This is a genomic window from Rhodococcus sp. H29-C3 (genome assembly GCF_030063405.1).
In the GTDB taxonomy this organism is placed as follows: Bacteria; Actinomycetota; Actinomycetes; order Mycobacteriales; family Mycobacteriaceae; genus Rhodococcoides.
In genome coordinates this window covers 12832-30469 of record NZ_JASITC010000016.1, presented here as the reverse complement: position 1 = coordinate 30469, position 17638 = coordinate 12832, and the positions used below count along the sequence as shown (strand labels likewise).

The 17638-nt window shown below is 62.0% G+C and carries 19 protein-coding genes; 10 read left to right on the top strand and 9 right to left on the bottom strand.

Annotated features, from left to right (window positions below; all coding sequences use genetic code 11):
• Window positions 1-53 precede the first annotated feature (53 nt).
• On the bottom strand, window positions 54-812 hold the full coding sequence (locus QMK32_RS22220; RefSeq protein ID WP_283477546.1) for an SWIM zinc finger family protein: 759 nt from the start codon (window positions 810-812) through the stop codon (window positions 54-56).
• A complete protein-coding gene (locus QMK32_RS22215; protein WP_283477545.1) occupies window positions 812-3625 on the bottom strand; it encodes a DEAD/DEAH box helicase in 2814 nt (937 codons plus the stop codon). Before QMK32_RS22215 ends, QMK32_RS22220 begins: the two co-directional genes overlap by 1 nt.
• A gap of 184 nt (window positions 3626-3809) precedes the next feature.
• On the opposite strand from QMK32_RS22215, the gene QMK32_RS22210 reads away from it, so the two are divergent.
• The 3 genes from QMK32_RS22210 to QMK32_RS22200 all read left to right on the top strand — a co-directional run bounded on the left by QMK32_RS22210 (window position 3810) and on the right by QMK32_RS22200 (window position 6357).
• Window positions 3810-4727, top strand: a complete 918-nt coding sequence (locus tag QMK32_RS22210; protein ID WP_283477544.1) for an NADP-dependent oxidoreductase — start codon at window positions 3810-3812, stop codon at window positions 4725-4727.
• A 115-nt stretch (window positions 4728-4842) separates the two neighbouring features.
• Complete coding sequence (locus QMK32_RS22205; RefSeq protein WP_283477594.1) at window positions 4843-5508, top strand: HNH endonuclease family protein; 666 nt, start codon at window positions 4843-4845, stop codon at window positions 5506-5508.
• A gap of 36 nt (window positions 5509-5544) precedes the next feature.
• Window positions 5545-6357, top strand: a complete 813-nt coding sequence (locus tag QMK32_RS22200; protein WP_283477543.1) for a shikimate 5-dehydrogenase — start codon at window positions 5545-5547, stop codon at window positions 6355-6357.
• Here QMK32_RS22200 and QMK32_RS22195 read toward each other — a convergent pair.
• Window positions 6354-6644, bottom strand: a complete 291-nt coding sequence (locus tag QMK32_RS22195; RefSeq protein WP_283477542.1) for an SGNH/GDSL hydrolase family protein — start codon at window positions 6642-6644, stop codon at window positions 6354-6356. The two genes, QMK32_RS22200 and QMK32_RS22195, sit on opposite strands and share 4 nt — an antisense overlap.
• Window positions 6645-6875: 231 nt before the next feature.
• On the opposite strand from QMK32_RS22195, the gene QMK32_RS22190 reads away from it, so the two are divergent.
• Window positions 6876-8075, top strand: a complete 1200-nt coding sequence (locus tag QMK32_RS22190) for a benzoate/H(+) symporter BenE family transporter (RefSeq protein WP_283477541.1) — start codon at window positions 6876-6878, stop codon at window positions 8073-8075.
• Between the two features lie 6 nt (window positions 8076-8081).
• Window positions 8082-8546 carry an acyl-CoA thioesterase gene (locus tag QMK32_RS22185; protein WP_283477540.1) on the top strand — a complete coding sequence of 155 codons (465 nt, stop codon included), beginning with the start codon at window positions 8082-8084 and terminating at the stop codon, window positions 8544-8546.
• Here QMK32_RS22185 and QMK32_RS22180 read toward each other — a convergent pair.
• On the bottom strand, window positions 8543-9568 hold the full coding sequence (locus QMK32_RS22180; protein WP_283477539.1) for a phosphotransferase family protein: 1026 nt from the start codon (window positions 9566-9568) through the stop codon (window positions 8543-8545). The two genes, QMK32_RS22185 and QMK32_RS22180, sit on opposite strands and share 4 nt — an antisense overlap.
• Before the next feature lie 70 nt (window positions 9569-9638).
• Window positions 9639-10016 carry a hypothetical protein gene (locus QMK32_RS22175; RefSeq protein WP_283477538.1) on the bottom strand — a complete coding sequence of 126 codons (378 nt, stop codon included), beginning with the start codon at window positions 10014-10016 and terminating at the stop codon, window positions 9639-9641.
• 238 nt (window positions 10017-10254) lie between these two features.
• On the opposite strand from QMK32_RS22175, the gene QMK32_RS22170 reads away from it, so the two are divergent.
• Window positions 10255-11505, top strand: coding sequence for an MFS transporter (locus QMK32_RS22170; protein WP_349307588.1), 1251 nt, complete (start codon window positions 10255-10257; stop codon window positions 11503-11505).
• Window positions 11506-11595: 90 nt separating this feature from the next.
• Window positions 11596-12297, top strand: coding sequence for a hypothetical protein (locus QMK32_RS22165; protein ID WP_283477536.1), 702 nt, complete (start codon window positions 11596-11598; stop codon window positions 12295-12297).
• Window positions 12298-12363: 66 nt separating this feature from the next.
• Here the strand turns inward: QMK32_RS22165 and QMK32_RS22160 are convergent, their stop codons facing one another.
• From QMK32_RS22160 to QMK32_RS22150, 3 genes are read right to left on the bottom strand one after another with little or no spacing between them, the layout of a single operon-like run.
• Entirely contained in the window at window positions 12364-13785 is a 1422-nt protein-coding gene (locus QMK32_RS22160; RefSeq protein WP_283477535.1) for an NAD(P)(+) transhydrogenase (Re/Si-specific) subunit beta, read from the bottom strand.
• Window positions 13785-14123, bottom strand: coding sequence for an NAD(P) transhydrogenase subunit alpha part 2 (locus tag QMK32_RS22155; protein ID WP_269306524.1), 339 nt, complete (start codon window positions 14121-14123; stop codon window positions 13785-13787). Before QMK32_RS22155 ends, QMK32_RS22160 begins: the two co-directional genes overlap by 1 nt.
• Window positions 14123-15199 (bottom strand): Re/Si-specific NAD(P)(+) transhydrogenase subunit alpha, encoded by a 1077-nt coding sequence (locus QMK32_RS22150; RefSeq protein ID WP_283477592.1) that lies wholly within the window; start codon window positions 15197-15199, stop codon window positions 14123-14125. Before QMK32_RS22150 ends, QMK32_RS22155 begins: the two co-directional genes overlap by 1 nt.
• 335 nt (window positions 15200-15534) lie before the next feature.
• Between QMK32_RS22150 and QMK32_RS22145 the strand changes: the two genes are divergently transcribed.
• On the top strand, window positions 15535-15975 hold the full coding sequence (locus QMK32_RS22145) for an HIT family protein (RefSeq protein ID WP_283477534.1): 441 nt from the start codon (window positions 15535-15537) through the stop codon (window positions 15973-15975).
• Window positions 15972-16610, top strand: coding sequence for a Type 1 glutamine amidotransferase-like domain-containing protein (locus QMK32_RS22140; RefSeq protein ID WP_283477533.1), 639 nt, complete (start codon window positions 15972-15974; stop codon window positions 16608-16610). The genes QMK32_RS22145 and QMK32_RS22140 overlap by 4 nt, the downstream gene beginning before the upstream one ends.
• On the opposite strand, the gene QMK32_RS22135 is transcribed toward QMK32_RS22140, so the two are convergent.
• A complete protein-coding gene (locus QMK32_RS22135) occupies window positions 16607-16918 on the bottom strand; it encodes a hypothetical protein (protein ID WP_269306518.1) in 312 nt (103 codons plus the stop codon). The genes QMK32_RS22140 and QMK32_RS22135 overlap by 4 nt on opposite strands.
• 193 nt (window positions 16919-17111) lie before the next feature.
• On the opposite strand from QMK32_RS22135, the gene QMK32_RS22130 reads away from it, so the two are divergent.
• Complete coding sequence (locus QMK32_RS22130; RefSeq protein WP_283477531.1) at window positions 17112-17636, top strand: DUF3558 domain-containing protein; 525 nt, start codon at window positions 17112-17114, stop codon at window positions 17634-17636.
• Window positions 17637-17638 lie beyond the last annotated feature (2 nt).

The following is a 17638-nucleotide window of genomic DNA, read 5'->3' as shown; positions in this document are numbered from 1 at the left end:
AGAAGATGATGTGTTGTCATCCTATAGTCGGACATCCATGTATGTCTAGAGGCTTACTCGCCCAACCTCCGATAAAACCCCACGAGATCGGCGACAGCCGAACTGACCTCGAACTCCGGGTAGCCACCCGAGCGGAAGGCGCGACGCAGGATCAACGGGTCGAGATCGTCGATCGCCGGAGAAAATTCCACGCGCGGCAACGACGGAAACGGCATCTCGTTGCCGAACCAGTCCTCGCGATCGAACTCGACCTCCAATTCCCCGACATCCTCGATCAACATTTCCAGATCGACGCCACGCAACGTCAGAATCGTCGCCGCCGAAGCGTCGATGTGCTCGGCCGCGATATACATCAGCGCGGCCGCATGCTTGCACGGCCACCCGTCGTCCGGGCAGGTGCAATCGAAATCGAGCTGACCCTTGTCGTGCGGCAGAAGCGTCGAGGCAAGCTCCTGCGGGATCGCGTTGGACGCCAGTTCCGCAAGCATCCCCGGATTGGACCGCACCCTGCCCACCAGAGCCGAAACCTCGCCCTGCGACAGCGGATCCACGGTCACCGATGCCGAGAACGGTTCGAGCTGACTACCCTGAACCTCACCGTAGATCTGACCGCGTTCGACCCCGAGCGTCAGCACCTGACCACCTCGGGCATACGTACGCCCCCGCGCAATCCGACCCGGATCTGCCAGCTCTTCCATGGCGGTGACGAAGTGGCGGCCCCACCAGGTCTGCCCGAAGGCTCCACGCTTGTTCTGTGATTCGATGCCGCCCTTGACTTTACGACGTCTACCGTACTGACTGAAGTCCGCCATCACTCCCCCACCGCATCTTCGCTGAGGCGGAACAACTCACGCAATTCGCCGGTGTCCATCTCGGTCACCCAGTTCTCACCCGTCCCGACGGCGAGGTCCGCAAGATCCTGTTTGGAATCCAGCATCCCATCGATACGTTCTTCGACGGTACCCACGCACAACAACTTTCGCACGTGAACGTTCTTGCGCTGACCGATGCGGAACGCACGATCGGTAGCCTGATTCTCCACCGCCGGGTTCCACCACCGATCCAGATGCACAACATGATTGGCCGCAGTCAGATTCAGACCGGTGCCGCCTGCCTTGAGGGAGAGCATCATGATCGGCGGCCCGCCGTCCTCCTGGAATCTCTCGACCATCGCATCACGGTTCGTCTTGCTGACTCCACCGTGCAGGAACGGCACTTCGGTACCGAATCGCTCGGCGAAATACGGTGCGACGAGTTCACCGAACTCGCGAAACTGCGTGAACAGCAGCACCTTTTCGTTGTCCCCGAGAACCGAATCGAGAATGTCCTCCACCAATCCGACCTTGCCGGACCGATGCTGACCACGCTTGAGCACCGGCGAACCGTCGGACAGGAAATGCGCAGGATGATTGCAGACCTGCTTCAAGCGAGTGAGCGCAGAGAGCACTGCCCCCTTACGCTTCATGCCCTTCGCGTCCGCGATCTGAGCCATCATCTCGTCCACGACTGCCTTGTAGAGCCCCGCCTGCTCGGCCGTCAGATTCGCGCGAACCGTCATCTCGACCTTGTCCGGCAGGTCGGCAATGACCGTCGGATCGGTTTTGACGCGACGAAGAATGAACGGCGAGGTGATCGCACGCAATCGGGTGACCGCACTCTCGTCCTGCTCACGCTCGATCGGAACCGAGAACCGCTTGCGGAAATCGGCAGGTGCACCGAGCATTCCCGGGTTCGCGAAATCGAGAATGGACCGAAGCTCGTCCAGCCTGTTCTCGACGGGCGTGCCGGTCAACGCCAATTTCAGATCGGCGGGAATCGCGCGAGCAGCCTTGGCTTGAACCGTCCCGGCGTTCTTGATGTGCTGAGCCTCATCGAGAACCACCCGGCGCCACGTCCGTGTCGCGAACTGCGCTCGGTCCTTGGCCATCAGTGCGTAAGTCGTGACAATGAGGTCGTGATCGCTGATAGCCTGCTCGAGGGCGTCGTCCCGCAACCGCGCCGGACCGTGATGAACCAGTACCCGCAGGCCAGGGGTAAACTTTGCGGCTTCACGCTGCCAGTTGCCGACGACCGACATGGGTGCGACCAACAGCGTCGGCGTCGGACTCTTCTCGTGTGCAAGTAAAGCCAGCACCTGCAGCGTCTTCCCCAAACCCATGTCGTCGGCCAGAATTGCGCCCAACCCCAACCGAGACATGAACGCCAACCAGTCCAGACCGCGTTCCTGATATGGCCGCAGAACAGCATTCACACCTGCGGGCAACGGAATCCGCTCCGGGACGGCGTCGGGCTGCAGCAGCGTCTTCGCCCACCCGGTGGCGGTGATCTCCTCGACGGGTGCAGGCGGCGGCGAGGAGATCGTCATTTCGCGCATCAACTTGCCCAGTTCGGTTCCGTCACCATGATGCTGCGCAACATATTTGGCGGCGGCGGCGAGCTGGCTTCCGTCGGCCAGCACCCATACCCCACGAAGACGTACCAGGTCGCCCTTGGACACTGCCAGCCGATTCAGCTCGGCCTCGGTCAGCACCATGTCGCCGAGCTGCAGTTGCCAGTCGTACGAAACCAGCTCATCCATTCCGACGGCGCGGTTCTCGGCGGCCTTCGTCACGGCGGGCGAATCCACCCGCAGTCGCATCGACGGGTCCAGTCGACTCCACGCTCTGGGCAGCAGAACGGTCGTCCCCGACTCCGAAAGCGCTTTCGCACCGTGTTCGACGAGATCGATAACGACAGAGGTGGGCAGCAGAAGATCCAGGGTGCCAGGGTGAGACGGCAGGTCGCGCAACCGCGGGTACGCGGCGACCGCCTCTCCGAGCTTGCGGACCGCCGTACTCAACAGACTCGCGTCGACTTTTCGGCTCATGGGCACCGGAATCGGAGCTTCCCCATCGGCCCGCAGGCACACCTGAAGCTTCCACAACGCTTCTTCGCTCTCGTCTGCCTGCGCGGCCTCGTCGTCCGGCTCCAGCAAACGCAAAACGAGCGCGGGTTCGTCGATGGTGAGGCTTGCCCGCCACTTGGCCAACAACGTCGCGGTCTGCGTCGTACCGTCTTCGACGGAATCGTCGCGAACGAGGGCAGCCAACAACGGATGGTCCGAATCAGGCTTTCCCAGTATCGATCTCACGATCGGATCGGTGATCTCTTCGAGGAAGTCCTCCAGCAACTTCTTCGGCCTGTTGCCGTGGCACTGAACCGAAGGCATCGTCACCGCCAGCTCGCTGAGCCACGCGCGCTGCCGTTCCCCACCGACGAGACGCCACCTGGGCCACCAATGCCCCTCGATAAGGATCAGCGCGGGCACGACGCGTCCGGCCCGCACCCATCGCTCGACTCCCCGCGCAACATGCCCCAGATACCGAAGGTCCCCGGACATCGCGGCGTGCGAGGCCGGGGTGCGCAGTAGAAGCTCGGCAGCATCGACCGGCGCCAGCGCAAGGGCAGGCACTCGTACCACTCGCGGGTCGCCCGCACCGGCGGGCGGGAACGCGACCTCGACCTTGTGACGGAAGGTCCGGGCCACCGCCCCGGCGTGCGTGGCCGGAAGATCCGGCTCACTGCCGGACGCCTCTTCCTGCCACAGCATCAGCCCCGAACCTGGAGACCAGAGACCATGCAGCATTGGTCCATCCAAGCAGGGAGGTATCAGCGCCGTTGGGTGTGGTGTTCCAGTTGCAGCCATTTCCGACGGGATCCAGTCCGCTCTGTGCGTAATCGGAACACCATGCCCATTCAGAGACCGATAAAACGGCGAATCGAGGCGACTTCGGTAACTGAAGAACCGGACATTAAGGCACAGTATGTAGATGATCGCTTACGGATTCAGTGAGTACGGTGGCCCCGAAACCGAGTACTTTCTCGACATTCCCATCGCCGATCCTGGGCCGGGACAACTACTCGTCGCTGTCCATGCCGCTGGGGTCAATCCGGCTGATTGGAAGGTAAGGGCAGGGAACCGCAAGGACACTGTTCGGACGCCTCTGCCTGCTGTTCTGGGACGAGAGGTGGCGGGGACCGTCGTTCAGATCGGCCCACACGTAGACGGATTCTCGGTCGGAGATCACGTCTTCGGCGCGACGGCCTCCGGCCACGGCGGCTATGCGCAGTACACCGTGTTGAACGCAGCAAATGCAGCGCACAAGCCGGAGAGCGTTTCGTTCACCTCCGCCGCCACACTCGCAGTCGCGGCCGGCACGGCGTACGACGCGCTCGATCAGTTGGGGCTGCACAAGAAGGACACTTTGCTGGTGCTCGGTGCGGGCGGCGGCGTCGGATCCTCGGCGCTGCAGTTGGCTCACGCCGACGGAATCACCGTGGTCGGAGTAGCGAGCCCGGCGAAGCGTGAGTGGGTGGAGAGTATGCGTGCGAAGTTCGTCGAGTCCGGGGACACGTTCTCCGACGAGATCCGGGTTGCGGTGCCGGAGGGAGTGGACGGCATTTTCGACCTGGTCGGTGGCGACACATTGAGAGCGGCGGCAAAGCTGGCGAAACCTGGTGCCTCGATCATCAGCGTGGCCGACCCGGCTCTCGCGGGTTCGTTGGGCGGCACTTCGGTGGTGCGGGATCGCACTGCTGTCGCCTTCACACGTCTGGCAGAACTGGTTGCCTCGGGAGTTCTGCGTCCGCGTATCGATCATGTTTTTCCTCTGGAGCAAGCAGGCACGGCGCTGGCGCTCGTAGAAGATGGGCACGTTGCGGGCAAGGTTGTCCTGGAAGTCGACTGATTGCACACTTGTCGGTGCCATACGGCACACTCTCGAGAGTCAACTGTGGTTCGAGGATTGGGTGTGTGTGAAGAAGCTGCGTATCGCGCTGCTGTTGGTGGCGGTCACTTTCGCGATGGCGGCGTTCGGTTCCTGCGATAGCGGGATACCCGGTTTCGCACCTCCGCCTCCTGCGCCGGGCAGCCCCACCCGCGTGCAGATCGAGGAACTTCTCGCCCAGGTGCCGGTCGTTGCCGCGAGGCCGGATGCCCTCGGTTACGAGCGTGGGTGCAAAAAGAGTGAAGGTTGCGTCTTCGGTCCAGCATGGACCGACGACTACGACGGACCCGGCGGTCACGACGGTTGCGACACCCGCAACAACGTCCTTGCTCGCAGTATGAGCGCGTTAATGTTCCGGGAAGGCACCCACAATTGTGTGGTCCTCGAGGGCTCTCTTGCCGACCCGTACTCGGGTGAGGTCGTGAAGTTCAGCAAATCGGACGCCAGCGCGGTTCAGATCGATCACGTGTACGCGTTGTCCGCAGCCTGGGACATGGGCGCCAACGGGTGGCTACCGGACAAGCGAGTGCGCTTCGCCAACGACCTCGATTTTAATCTTCTCGCTGTCAACGGACACGACAACCAGTCGAAGAGCGACGACACACCTTCGCACTGGCTGCCCCCGAACAAGGCATATCACTGCTTCTACGCAGGGAAATATCTCTCCGCGGCCGCGCAATACGGGCTACCCATCACGCAGGCGGATCAGCGCGCCCTGGCCACGGTGGCCGAGAACTGCTGATACTGCTCCTCGGCCGGTCGGAATAGACTTGGGGTCATGACTCGCTCGTTGACCAAGGACACCACACTCTGTATGTCACTGTCCGGGCGTCCCAGCAACATCGGCACCCGATTCCACAACTACCTCTACGACGAGTTGGACCTGGACTACCTGTACAAGGCCTTCACCACCACTGACCTGCCCGCGGCCATCGGCGGTGTCCGCGCGCTCGGCATCCGTGGTTGCGCCGTGTCCATGCCGTTCAAGGAAGCTGTCATAGAGCTGGTCGACGTGGTGCACGAGTCGGCGCGCGCCATCGAGTCGGTGAACACCATCGTCAACGAGGACGGCGTCCTGCACGCTTACAACACCGACTACCAGGCCGTCGCGGATCTACTTGCTGCTTCAGGCTTTTCATCCGAGTTCACCGTCGCAGTCACCGGCAGCGGTGGAATGGCCAAAGCTGTCGTCGCGGCGCTTCGCGATTCCGGTTTCACCAAGGGAACCGTCGTTGCGCGCAACTCCAAGACCGGAAATGCGCTCGCCGAGTCCTACGGGTACGACTGGGCACCGGAGCCCGTGGCTGCGGAACTTCTGGTGAACGTCACCCCCATCGGCATGGAAGGCGGACCCGATGCCGACGCGTCACCGTTCACCGACACCCAGATCTATTCTGCACAAGCAGTATTCGATGTCGTGGCCATGCCGTCGGAGACGCCGTTCCTTGCCGCAGCCCGCGCCGCAGGCAAGCCGGTAGTAACGGGTGCACAGGTCATCGCATTGCAGGCGGCGGAACAGTTCTTCCTCTACACCGGTGTTCGGCCTACGAGCGATCAAATCGCCCGTGCATCCGAATGCTCACGACGCTAGCGCTTTCTCCACTTCCGCGGCCATTGCAGCTTCTCCATCAGCGTTGGGGTGCACCGGTACGAACTGATCTGCGGCGCGCACCCGATCGTGGGCGGGAGGAGCCACTGATAACCGACGACGACTACGCGCGCCCGTGGAGCGCGTCGCTCGATGTCGCCGAGCGCCTGCCGAATGGCTGGGTAGGTCCGCGAGGTGATGGTGTCTTCGAAACTTGCGCCGTACTGATCTGCGCACGGGCTGTCGGCGCCCGGCGATCTCAGTGCCGCACTGACGGCAGGACGTCGCACCGGCAAAAATGTCGCTGTCGTTCCCCCCGATCATCAGGGTGACCAGGTCGGTCGAGTCCGACAGCGCATCGAATCGATGTGGGGTGTCGGGGCGCTGACGGCCGTAGAAGTCCTCGGTCGACACTTGTCAGGTGTCGGACCAACACGTGAAGAGTATGCGCCTCCGCATGCTCTATTTCTCGAACTCGCCGATCGCGCGCCATCGCATGCCACAGGGCATCATCTACATTCGTGCCCGATCACCCAGACACCACTACTGCGCCCGATGCGGGTCGAGTGCAGCCGATCCTCGCCGGCATCGTCGCCGCGCTCGTCGGATTCACCAGTTCGTTCGCCGTCGTCCTCACCGGACTTCGGGCCGTCGGAGCAACGCCAACCGAGGCAGCTTCAGGACTTCTCGCCATCATGATCACACAAGGTGTCGGCATGGTCTATCTCTCGCGCCGCTATCGACAGCCCATCACGCTCGCTTGGTCGACTCCTGGAGCAGCTCTGCTGGCGGGCACCGGAACTGTCGTCGGCGGCTGGCCCGCGGCCGTCGGAGCCTTCATGGTGGTGGGTGTCCTGATCGTCGCGACGGGGCTGTGGCCCCGACTGGGCAAGTTGATCCAATCGATTCCGACATCGCTCGCCCAGGCGATGCTCGCCGGGGTACTGCTACCGTTGTGCCTGCAACCGGTCACAGCATTTGCTACTTCACCGGCGGTAATCGCTCCAGTGGTTTTGGTATGGCTTGTCCTGCAACGATTCTCCCAGCGTTGGGCAGTTCCTGCTGCGTTCGGCGCGGCTGCGATCGTCATCGCCATCGATGTGTGGAGCCAGGATCGAATTCCTCGCGCACTCGATCTGATTCCACGAATCGATCCGACGATGCCGCACTGGACGTGGCAGGCAATCATCGGAATAGCGCTGCCGTTGTACATCGTGACCATGGCGTCGCAGAACATCCCGGGAGTGGCAGTGATGACCTCGTTCGGCTACGACGTCCCGTGGCGATCGGTTCTGAGCATCACCGGAATCGGCACCGTCCTCGGCGCCCCATTCGGCGGTCACGCGATCAACTTGGCCGCCATCAGCGCTGCGCTGGCCGCCGGTCCCAGTGCCCATCCGGACACGAAACGTCGCTGGATCGCAGCCTTTTCGGCAGGGTGGTTCTACCTGTTCCTCGCACTGTGCTCGGCAGCCGTGGCTACCCTCGTCGCGGTTTCTCCGCCCGGCGTCGTCGAAACCGTTGCCGGTCTTGCACTTTTCGGAACGCTCGGTGCGTCGCTCGCCGGCGCATTGAAAGCGGAAACTGGCCGTGAGGCTGCAATCCTCGCCTTCCTCATCGCCGCTTCGGGCGTGGTGATCTTCGGTATCGGATCGGCATTCTGGGCTCTGGTTGTCGGCCTGATCCTGCGCTGGGTTCTAGCGCGGAAGCCGATAGAGTAAGCATGCATGACTGCCTCTGCCGATCAGCGCGCCGAGCACAACCCGGCATCCGAATACCCCGCTCTGTGGCCCGTCGGGACGCGGTGGGACGACAACGACCACTATGGCCACGTCAACAATGTCACGTACTACTCGTATTTCGACACTGCGGTGAACGGGTGGCTGATGGCCACAACCGGAATCGACATTCGGCAACTGTCTGCGATCGGCGTCGTCGCAGAAACTTCGTGCAACTACCACCGCGAACTGTCGTTTCCCGATCGACTCCAGGTCGGACTGTCGGTCGAAAAACTCGGAACACGCAGCATCGTCTACAAGCTCGCCCTCTTTCGTGACGCCGTAGGCGACGAGTTGCAGCTTGCTGCAACCGGCCGCTTCGTACACGTCTACGTCGACGCCCAGACCCGTCGACCTGTGGCGATTCCCACCCAAATCGAGGCAGCAGCACGCACTCTGGTGATAGCGAGCTAGATACCGATAGCGTCCGCGGTCGAGACGGCCCGCCCCACGATGTCGTCGATCAACGAAGTCGTGGGCGATCCGGCGTCGGCGCGGTTACGGACATCGGCCTCGGCCCGACGCATGACACCCTCAGCGATGATCGACAGCTTCCACAGCGCCAGCACCTGCCAAAACCCTGCCGACGTAACATCACGACCTGTCTTGGCCGCATATTCGGCGATCAATTCCTCACGCGTCGGGAATCCTGCCGCAGTGGACGCCATGAAGGGGCCCGCGACGGCGTCTCCGGCCTCGGGCCAGTAGGCCAGAAGCCCGCCGAGGTCTGCGAGTGGGTCACCGAGCGTACTGAGCTCCCAGTCGACCACGGCGAGGATCGAACCTCTGGTCGGTGACACGATCACGTTGTTGAGATGAAAATCGCCATGTACAAGCGAAATTTCGCCTTGCTCTGGAATGTTCGACGCCAATCGCTCGGCAAGGGAGTCGATTGCGGGCACCTCACGAGACTTGGACTGCTCCCACTGCTTGGTCCAACGCTTGAGTTGACGGGCCGCGTACGAGCCGTGGCTCGCAAGGTCGAGAAGCCCGACGCTCTCGAGATCCACGCGATGGATGGCAGCCAAGGCCCCTACCATGTTGAGGCCGACGGCTCGACGCACTTGCTCGGGTAACCGCTCGGCAGTAGCGACCGAGTCGAGGACGACGCCATCGACGAAGCTCATCAGCACGAGGGGTACTTCGGATATGACGGGATCGTCCGACACTGCCAGCATCTTTGGTACCGGAACACTTGTGTTCTGCAGCGCAGACATAATGCGATGCTCACGGATGACGTCGTGAGCCGATGCCAGCAGGTGGCCGAGCGGTGGTCGACGCAAGATCCACCGGCTTCCGCCCGCATCACTGACGGAATAGGTCAAGTTGGACTGTCCATTGCCGACGCGCTCGAACTTCAACGGCGAGACCGCACCGATTCCCAGACTTCCGATCCACCCGGCGACTGCGGGTTCGTCCAGACCTGCTGTGGTCATTCGCTTCCGTCCTTCCAGCACTTACTCGGTTGGAAGGATGGTAGCCAAGACCCCGGCAGCGGGGGTGGAATCAGCTGGCGCGCAGCAAATCTGCATCGGCCGCGTCGGAGACTGTGGCTTCTGCTGTCGAAACTACCTCGCGGCGCGCAGCGATCTCGTCGACGTCTCCTACGAGGAGCGAGACGAGCTGGTCCGGCTCACTGAGCCAGGCCTCGGCCATGGTCCGCAGCTCGGCGGGAGCGAACAATCCGCTCATTTCGAGCGCTCCGACCCATTCGGATACGACCTCGACGGTAGCGTCGGGCAGTACGGTGCGTTCGAGTTCGTCGATCTCGAATTCGTAGCAAAAGAAGGCACGCATCATGGCAAGCTGATTGCTGGAAAGTGCAGGCAATCCATTGGTGCCGATGAGGGCAGTGTCCGAGGTGCGGGAGTCTGCGAGTGTCATGACTTCTCCTTCGAGCGGCTTCGTCTCGTGACTCAGATGAGACCACGAAGCGTTGACCTGGTCGAGACCGTTTCTGGATCGTTACGCTCAACCTGTAACGATTACCGCTCATGGCCGATGAGAAGAAACTACGCTCCCGGCGATGGGAGCCGCCAGACCAAACCGGCTGTTGTGACAAGCGTCACAGCTATGAGTCAATCCGGACCCTGCTCGGCAACGAATACTTTGACTGAACCGGATCTACCGCCGCAGACAACCGAACCCAACACGGCAAGAGCAAAGGGTAGCGTCGAGCATCGTGGTCGATTTACCGGTTCGCGTATCCCCGCACGTAAAACGAGCACGCGTCGCAATTTTCACGATATTCGCGGTCAACGGCTTTCTCTTTGCCGTCTGGGTCGTACACATTCCGATGGTCGAACGCCGCACCGACACCTCGCACGCCACACTGGGATCGTTGCTGCTACTTCTTGCGATCGGAGCGATCGTTGGAATGCAGGCCGCTGGACGCCTCTCCGATCGCTTCGGCAGTAACCGACTCGTCATGGTTTCGGCTTCGATGTTGGCCGTTGCATTGATGGGCCCGGCGCTGTCGACCGGCGTAGTCACTCTCGGCGCGTCCCTTTTCTTGCTGGGAATGTGCAACGGCGCTCTCGACGTGGCAATGAACGCTCAAGCAGTCGAAGTCGAGCGCATGTATCCGAGACCGATCATGTCGGCCTTTCACGCCTTGTTCTCTGTGGGCGGTGTACTCGGATCACTGATAGGGGCTGTGACACTGGGAGCCGAGCTTCCGATCGAGATATCGGTGGGCGGTGCCGGTGTACTCGGGCTGATCGCCATCGCGTCGTGCCGGTCGTTTCTGCTGCGCGCGACTCACCCCTCGATGTCACCGGATCGTTCCGACTCGCCCGCGCTCGGCTGGTTCTCTCCGCGGGTACTCGGCCTGGGTGCACTGGCATTCGCATTGTTTCTGTCCGAGGGCGTCGCAAACGACTGGAGCTCATTGCAGGTGAAGGAACATCTCGGCACCTCGGACGGGATCGCGGCGCTCGCGTTCGGGTTCTTCGCATCGGCGATGACCATTGGCCGCTTCTGCGCCGACCGCATCAGCGCGCAATTCGGCTCGGTCGCCGTCGTTCGCTATGGCAATCTCGTGGCCGCAGCAGGGATGCTCCTGGTACTCGTGTCCGAGTCGCTGCCGCTCACGTTGGCAGGCTGGGCGGCCTTCGGCCTCGGATTGTCCGGGAGCATCCCTCAGATATTCACCAGCGCAGGCAACCTCGGATCGGGCGCGCCAGCGACGAATATGTCACGCGTCGTCGGCATGGGGTATGTGGGGTTCCTCGCCGGTCCTGCCGTCATCGGCTGGTTGTCGCACGTCGTTCCGCTTACCGCCGCGATGGCAGTTCCCTTGGCTCTTACCTTGCTCGCGGCTGCAACCGCCGGAACCGTTCGTCCGACTCACGTCGAGGCAGAGAGGACCTGAACGGAGTTCACGGCCCATTCACATCGAGCGCTCAGGGTCATGATGCATTGTCGTGGCCATGAATCGTGCAGACCAAGCGGTGCTGGGCCTATGACCACGAACACCGACAGCATGGAATTTGTCGAACTGAACGACGACGAATCGAACGAGGAACTGGACGCAGTCTTCCGCCGACGTGGCACGACTGTGCGAGCAATCGCGGCCGGAGCAGCGGCGCTGATGTTGCTGACCATCCTGGTCGTATTACCTACGCTCGGATTCACCTACCCGCACTCACGCGTAGTCGTGGCCGAACTTGTCGGCCTATCGGATAAAGTCCTCGCCACCTTCGGCATCACACCGGTGTTGATTGCCGTCGCCGCCCTCACGGTCGTCGCCCTGATGCGCAAACTTCATTACGGAATCGGCGCGGTGATCGCTCTGACCATCGGCGCTTCGCTGAGCACCGCTGCCGTTCGGACATGGGCGGACGGCTGGGTTCCTGCCTCCGCGCTCCCCAACGGCTACGTGACAGCGTGCGCAGCGCTGATGTGTGCTGCAACACTCGTCGCCGCCAACAGGCATCTACCGATCGTGTGGGGCCTCGGAACGGTCGCAGTGCTCGCTGTCGGCGCCGCTGCAGTCATCAGCGGAGCGGCAACGATCATCGGCGTCGCCACAACCCTGCTGATAGTCGCCGGATGGTGGGCTGCGGCGTCCGCAGTGATGCTCTACTCACCCGTCGCCGCCCAGCGGGAAGCACGCAACCCACTCGACACTGCAGCCATGGCCGTGCAGCGGCGGCTGCGCTGAACCGAGAAAAACGACCGAGCCTCACTTCGAGGCTCGGTCGTTTTTCGGGCTCCAGCCACCTGACTGCTACAGCGCCTTGAGTTCCTCGGTCACTGCGGACACCGACTTCTTGGCATCCCCGAAGAGCATCGAAGTGCCCTCCGCGAAAAAGAGCGGATTCTCGATTCCCGCGAATCCGGAGGACATCGAACGCTTGAGCACGATTACCGACTTGGACTGATCGACGTTCAGAATCGGCATCCCGTAGATCGGGGACGACGAATCATTGCGAGCAGCCGGGTTGGTGACATCGTTCGCACCGATCACCAAGGTGACGTCGGTACGAGAGAACTCGTCGTTGATGTCGTCCATTTCCTTCATCGCGTCGTACTCGACGTCGGCTTCGGCGAGCAACACGTTCATGTGTCCCGGCATACGGCCGGCGACCGGGTGAATCGCGTACTTGACCTCGACGCCCTTCGCTTCGAGCAACTTGGCCATGTCCTTGACGGCATGCTGCGCCTGTGCCACTGCGAGTCCGTAACCGGGAACAACGATGACCTGGTTCGCGTATGCCATCTGAATGGCAGCATCGGCAGCCGACGTCGCCTTCGCGGTGCCACCAGCGGCCCCCGCTGGTCCGACCGCAGCGTCGCCGCCACCGAATCCACCGGCAACAATGGCCGGAATCGACCGGTTCATGGCCTTGGCCATCAAGTTCGTCAGGATTGTGCCCGACGCGCCGACGATCATGCCCGCCACGATCATTGCCGTGTTGTTCAGAGCCAAACCTGCTGCCGCAGCCGACAACCCGGTCAGTGCATTGAGCAGCGAGATGACCACCGGCATGTCCGCGCCGCCGATCGGCAGCACCACCGTCAGACCGAGAATGCCTGCCAGCACCAGGACTGCGACGATCCACCACTGCGAGACACCTTCGCCAGGGGTGGCGTTGATTCCGATCACTACCGCTGCGGCGACGGCGCCGATGAGCAGAAGTGCGTTCATCGGCTGCTGCAGCTTTCCGATCGTGATCGGAGAGCCCGGCAATGTTTCCTGGAGCTTGAGGAACGCGATGAGCGAACCCCAGAACGAGATCGAACCGATGATCGCCGCGAACAGCGAACCGATGACAATGTGCACCGTCGGCGACTCGCCATGGTTGAAGTCCGAGAATCCCGACGTGTCGAGGAACTCTGCCCAAGCGATCAACGCGACCGTGCCGCCGCCGACACCGTTGAACAGTGCCACCAGCTGAGGCATACCGGTCATCTTGACTCGGCGTGCGGGCGGAATCCCCAGAGCGACACCGACGACGAGGCCGACGATGATCAGGATCCAGTTCTCGGTGTCCCGAATCGCGATCAGCGTCGCGACGACTGCGACGAACATGCCGACCGCGGCGATCTGGTTACCGCGAACAGCTGTCTTCGGACCGGTCAGGCCCATCAGGCCGTAGATGAACATGCCGAAGGCAACGATGTAGAGAATATTGACGAGATTGTCCATCAGGAGTCAGCACCCTTCTCGACGGATTCAGGGGCAACTTTGGCTGGCACAGGCTTGGACTTGAACATGCTGAGCATGCGATCGGTGACGACGAATCCACCGATCACGTTGACAGTTCCGAACACCAGGGCGACGAACAGGATGATCTGCAGACCGATCGATGGATCCTCGACCTTGCCCAGCACGACCAGTGCGCCGAGCACAACGATGCCGTGAATGGCGTTGGTGCCGGACATGAGCGGGGTGTGCAAGGTGTTGGGCACCTTGGAGATCACCGCGAAGCCCACGAACCCGGACAACACCAGGATCGCGATATTCGCCAACAGCGGGGTGTACATCAGTTCTCCTTCTCACGTGTCACGCATGCACCGGCGAGGACTTCGTCCGAAAAATCGGGAGCGAGGCCGCCATCGACGAGCATGAGTTCGAGCAACGCCGAAATGTTTTTCGAGTACAGCTCGCTTGCGTGCTCGGGCATGGTGGCAGGCAGATTCAACGGCGAGGCGATGGTGACAGCGTGCTTGACGACGGTCTGACCGGGCTCGGTCAACTCGCAGTTTCCGCCGGTCTCACCGGCAAGGTCGACCACGACACTTCCCGGCTTCATGCCCTCGACGGCCGCGGCCGTCACCAGACGCGGCGCCGGACGCCCGGGCACCAACGCGGTCGTGATGACGACGTCGAAACCCTTGATTGCTTCTTCGAGGGCGTCTTGCTGCTGCGTACGCTCCTCCTCGGTCAGTTCGCGGGCGTAACCGCCTTCGCCTGCTGCGTCGATCCCGAGGTCGAGCCATTGAGCACCGACCGAGCGAACCTGATCGGCAACCTCGGGGCGCACGTCGTACCCGGTCGGGCGACTGCCGAGACGTTTGGCTGTGGCCAATGCCTGCAAGCCGGCAACACCGACACCGAGGACCAACACTGTCGCGGGCTTGACCGTGCCCGCGGCGGTGGTGAGCATCGGAAAGAATCTTGTCGACTCGGACGCTGCAAGCAGCACCGACTTGTAGCCTGCGACATTCGCCTGTGAAGACAACGCGTCCATGACCTGCGCGCGAGAAATGCGGGGAATCGCCTCGACGGCGAACGCCTGAACGCCTGCTGCCTTCAGCGCGCCGATACTGTTCTCCGCATTACGCGGCGCCAAGAATCCGATCAACGTCGAACCCGAAGACAGCTTCGCGACCTCGGCATCGGTGGGCGGTGCGACCTTGACGACGACATCGGCACCCCAGGGGTCCCCGATCGTCGCGCCTGCCGAAACGTACAGCTCGTCCGGAATCAGTGCGCCCAAGCCTGCGCCGGACTCGACGATCACCTCGACGCCTTTGCCGATCAGCGACGCCACGATCTTCGGAACCAACGCGACGCGACGCTCGCCCTCTCCGGACTCGCGGACTACGCCCACTCGCACCGATTTACCTGTGCTCGTTCCTTCAGCACTGGTGCCCGGTGTGCTCGGATTGTTCTCAGTGCTCTGCGATGTTTCCAAATCTCCGACTTTCGTGAGTTGATTGGCGCCTACGGTTTCGTCGAATGGCTACTTCATCCACGCGACGAGGAGGCGAATCCATGCGACAAGGCACAAGGTCACTGATGATAGCCAGAGTCGATAGATCTTAGGTAACCCACGCCACAGTAAATTCCACCCGGAAGCGAGCGCGATGTATCGCGACGTGCGGGTATGCCACCCAACGTGATCGACGTCATAGGTGCCCGACAGGTAGAGGCTCGCTTACTGTAGACCCAATGATCGAGTGCGTTTTTTGCGGCATCGTCGAAGGCGTCTTACCGGCGACGATCGTGTTCGAAACAGACGACGTGTTGGCGTTTCTGGATATTCGCCCTGTCGCCAGGGGGCACGTACTGGTTGTCCCGAAAGTGCACGCCGCTGATCTCGACTCGTTGGATCCGACACTAGGCGCGGCTGTATTCGCAGCCGGTCATCACCTTTCACGCGCATTTCGGCGTTCGGATCTGAATGCCGACGGCGCCAATCTCGTTGTCAACGATGGGCGGGCCGCTTTCCAGACCGTCTTCCACACCCATCTTCATGTCGTTCCCAGGTGGGCGGGTGACAAGCTGCGCTTCGCGGGAGGGTTCGTCTTTCGACGGTTACGCAAACCGGAGGAGACCGCGGACGCGATCAAGGAGGGCATCCTTCGCTTGTCCCGAGAAGGTCGACCATGAAAATGTTTCTGGCGTCGTACCGGTTCGGTGATCACGTAGACGAGTTCTTGGCGTTGACGGGAATGCCGGGACGGATCGCGGTCATCGCCTCCGCCGCCGACGGATGGCCGAGCACCGCCCGTCAGTCGGCAGTCGCCACCGAAGTACGAGATCTGCGGAAATTCGGATTCGATCCACACGAACTCGACCTCCGCTCGTTCGTCGACCGCCCTGAGCAACTGGCGAAAGAGCTCGATCGCTATGACACCGTCTGGGTTCGCGGTGGCAACACCTTTGTTCTACGTGCGCAATTGAGCCGCAGCGGGGCGGACGGGGCAATCGCGCGTCGAGTGCGCGAGGGGACCCTCACCTACGGCGGTTACAGCGCAGGCGCGTGTGTCGTGTCGACCACCTTGCGCGGCGTCGAGGCGGCCGACGATCCGGACGAGGTGTTACCGGCAACCAGCACCGAAGTTGTGTGGGACGGGCTCGGCCTGATCGATTTCGCGGTAGTGCCGCATTTCGGATCGATCCTCGACGACAACGGTTCCGGACCGAAGATGGTGTCGCAGTACGAGCTAGAGAACATCCCGTACCGGACATTGACCGACGAGCAGGTAGTCGTGATCGACGGCGAACTACCTATCTTTCTCTAACCGGACTGGGCGATGGGCGCGAGACGGTCGAGCGACGCCCACGCCATATCGCATCTTTTGCGGGTCATCTCGTCCGCGTCGACGAGAAGAGTGTCCAGGAGTAGCCGAGGTTGTCGCTTCCACGTGATCTCCACGTGTTCGACGACCGCTCGATCGAAGAGTCCGGATAGTTCGAGCGCAACGATCCACTCGTGAACGTCGCCGCGATGGATCATCTCGATGGTGTCGTAATCGACTCCGCCGCCTTGGAATTCGTACGAGAAGATCGCGGAGACGAAAGTCCAGGACTTGCTGGTGGAATCCATCATGTTTCTCGCCCTCCTTGGTACCCGGCCGGGTCGCCGAGCAGCTACCACTAGTGGTGGACGCTAGCCTCAACAGCCACGCGTTTTCGTGTCGTCGCTGCATCGATCGGGTAACAGAGTGGCTGATGTGACAGATGTGACTTCACTGACCAGGTCCTCTCCGCGTTGAATCTGCCGAATCGGTATGGTTCTGGACGTGTGGAAGCGCGGAATTCCGTTGGGCGTCGCAGCGCTGGTCCTTGCTGCCGCCGGCTGTTCGGCGGAGAACTCGGCATCCACTCTCGATTCGACGAGTTCCACGGCAGCCCCGACACCGGCCACGAAGGAACTCTTCGTCGGAGAGTGCGGTTCGATGACAGACGAGCAGTTGGGTTCGATCACCGGAATCCCCAGTATTGCCTCCTCGTCCAAAAATGGTGTCCGGTGCAGGTGGGAGGCTTCCGATTCCGGCGCGTACGCCATGTTCACGTGGTATCGAGGTAGTCCGATCGACCGTGAACGATCCGTCGCCGCACAGATCGGTCGCGAGATCGCGTACATCGACGTCGAGGGACACCCCGGTTTCACCGCCAAGGGCGCCGACACTTCATGTGAAGCGGGAGTCGAATCGGGGGACGGATTTCTGCATTGGTCGCTGAACTACGCCTTTGCAGTACCTCCTCGGGACAGTTGCGAGGTTGTCGAGGACCTGGCCCGCGCAACCGTAGCGAATGCGAAATAGGT

Coding starts and splice junctions, on each gene's coding strand:
- QMK32_RS22180 (WP_283477539.1), bottom strand. CDS start 9,568: ATGACCACAGCAGGTCTGGACGAACCCGCAGTCGCCGGGTGGATCGGA.
- QMK32_RS22165 (WP_283477536.1), top strand. CDS start 11,596: ATGACCACGAACACCGACAGCATGGAATTTGTCGAACTGAACGACGAC.
- QMK32_RS22185 (WP_283477540.1), top strand. CDS start 8,082: ATGACTGCCTCTGCCGATCAGCGCGCCGAGCACAACCCGGCATCCGAA.
- QMK32_RS22145 (WP_283477534.1), top strand. CDS start 15,535: ATGATCGAGTGCGTTTTTTGCGGCATCGTCGAAGGCGTCTTACCGGCG.
- QMK32_RS22155 (WP_269306524.1), bottom strand. CDS start 14,123: ATGTACACCCCGCTGTTGGCGAATATCGCGATCCTGGTGTTGTCCGGG.
- QMK32_RS22140 (WP_283477533.1), top strand. CDS start 15,972: ATGAAAATGTTTCTGGCGTCGTACCGGTTCGGTGATCACGTAGACGAG.
- QMK32_RS22210 (WP_283477544.1), top strand. CDS start 3,810: ATGATCGCTTACGGATTCAGTGAGTACGGTGGCCCCGAAACCGAGTAC.
- QMK32_RS22220 (WP_283477546.1), bottom strand. CDS start 812: ATGGCGGACTTCAGTCAGTACGGTAGACGTCGTAAAGTCAAGGGCGGC.
- QMK32_RS22205 (WP_283477594.1), top strand. CDS start 4,843: ATGGCGGCGTTCGGTTCCTGCGATAGCGGGATACCCGGTTTCGCACCT.
- QMK32_RS22175 (WP_283477538.1), bottom strand. CDS start 10,016: ATGACACTCGCAGACTCCCGCACCTCGGACACTGCCCTCATCGGCACC.
- QMK32_RS22215 (WP_283477545.1), bottom strand. CDS start 3,625: ATGCTGCATGGTCTCTGGTCTCCAGGTTCGGGGCTGATGCTGTGGCAG.
- QMK32_RS22135 (WP_269306518.1), bottom strand. CDS start 16,918: ATGATGGATTCCACCAGCAAGTCCTGGACTTTCGTCTCCGCGATCTTC.
- QMK32_RS22200 (WP_283477543.1), top strand. CDS start 5,545: ATGACTCGCTCGTTGACCAAGGACACCACACTCTGTATGTCACTGTCC.
- QMK32_RS22160 (WP_283477535.1), bottom strand. CDS start 13,785: ATGGACAATCTCGTCAATATTCTCTACATCGTTGCCTTCGGCATGTTC.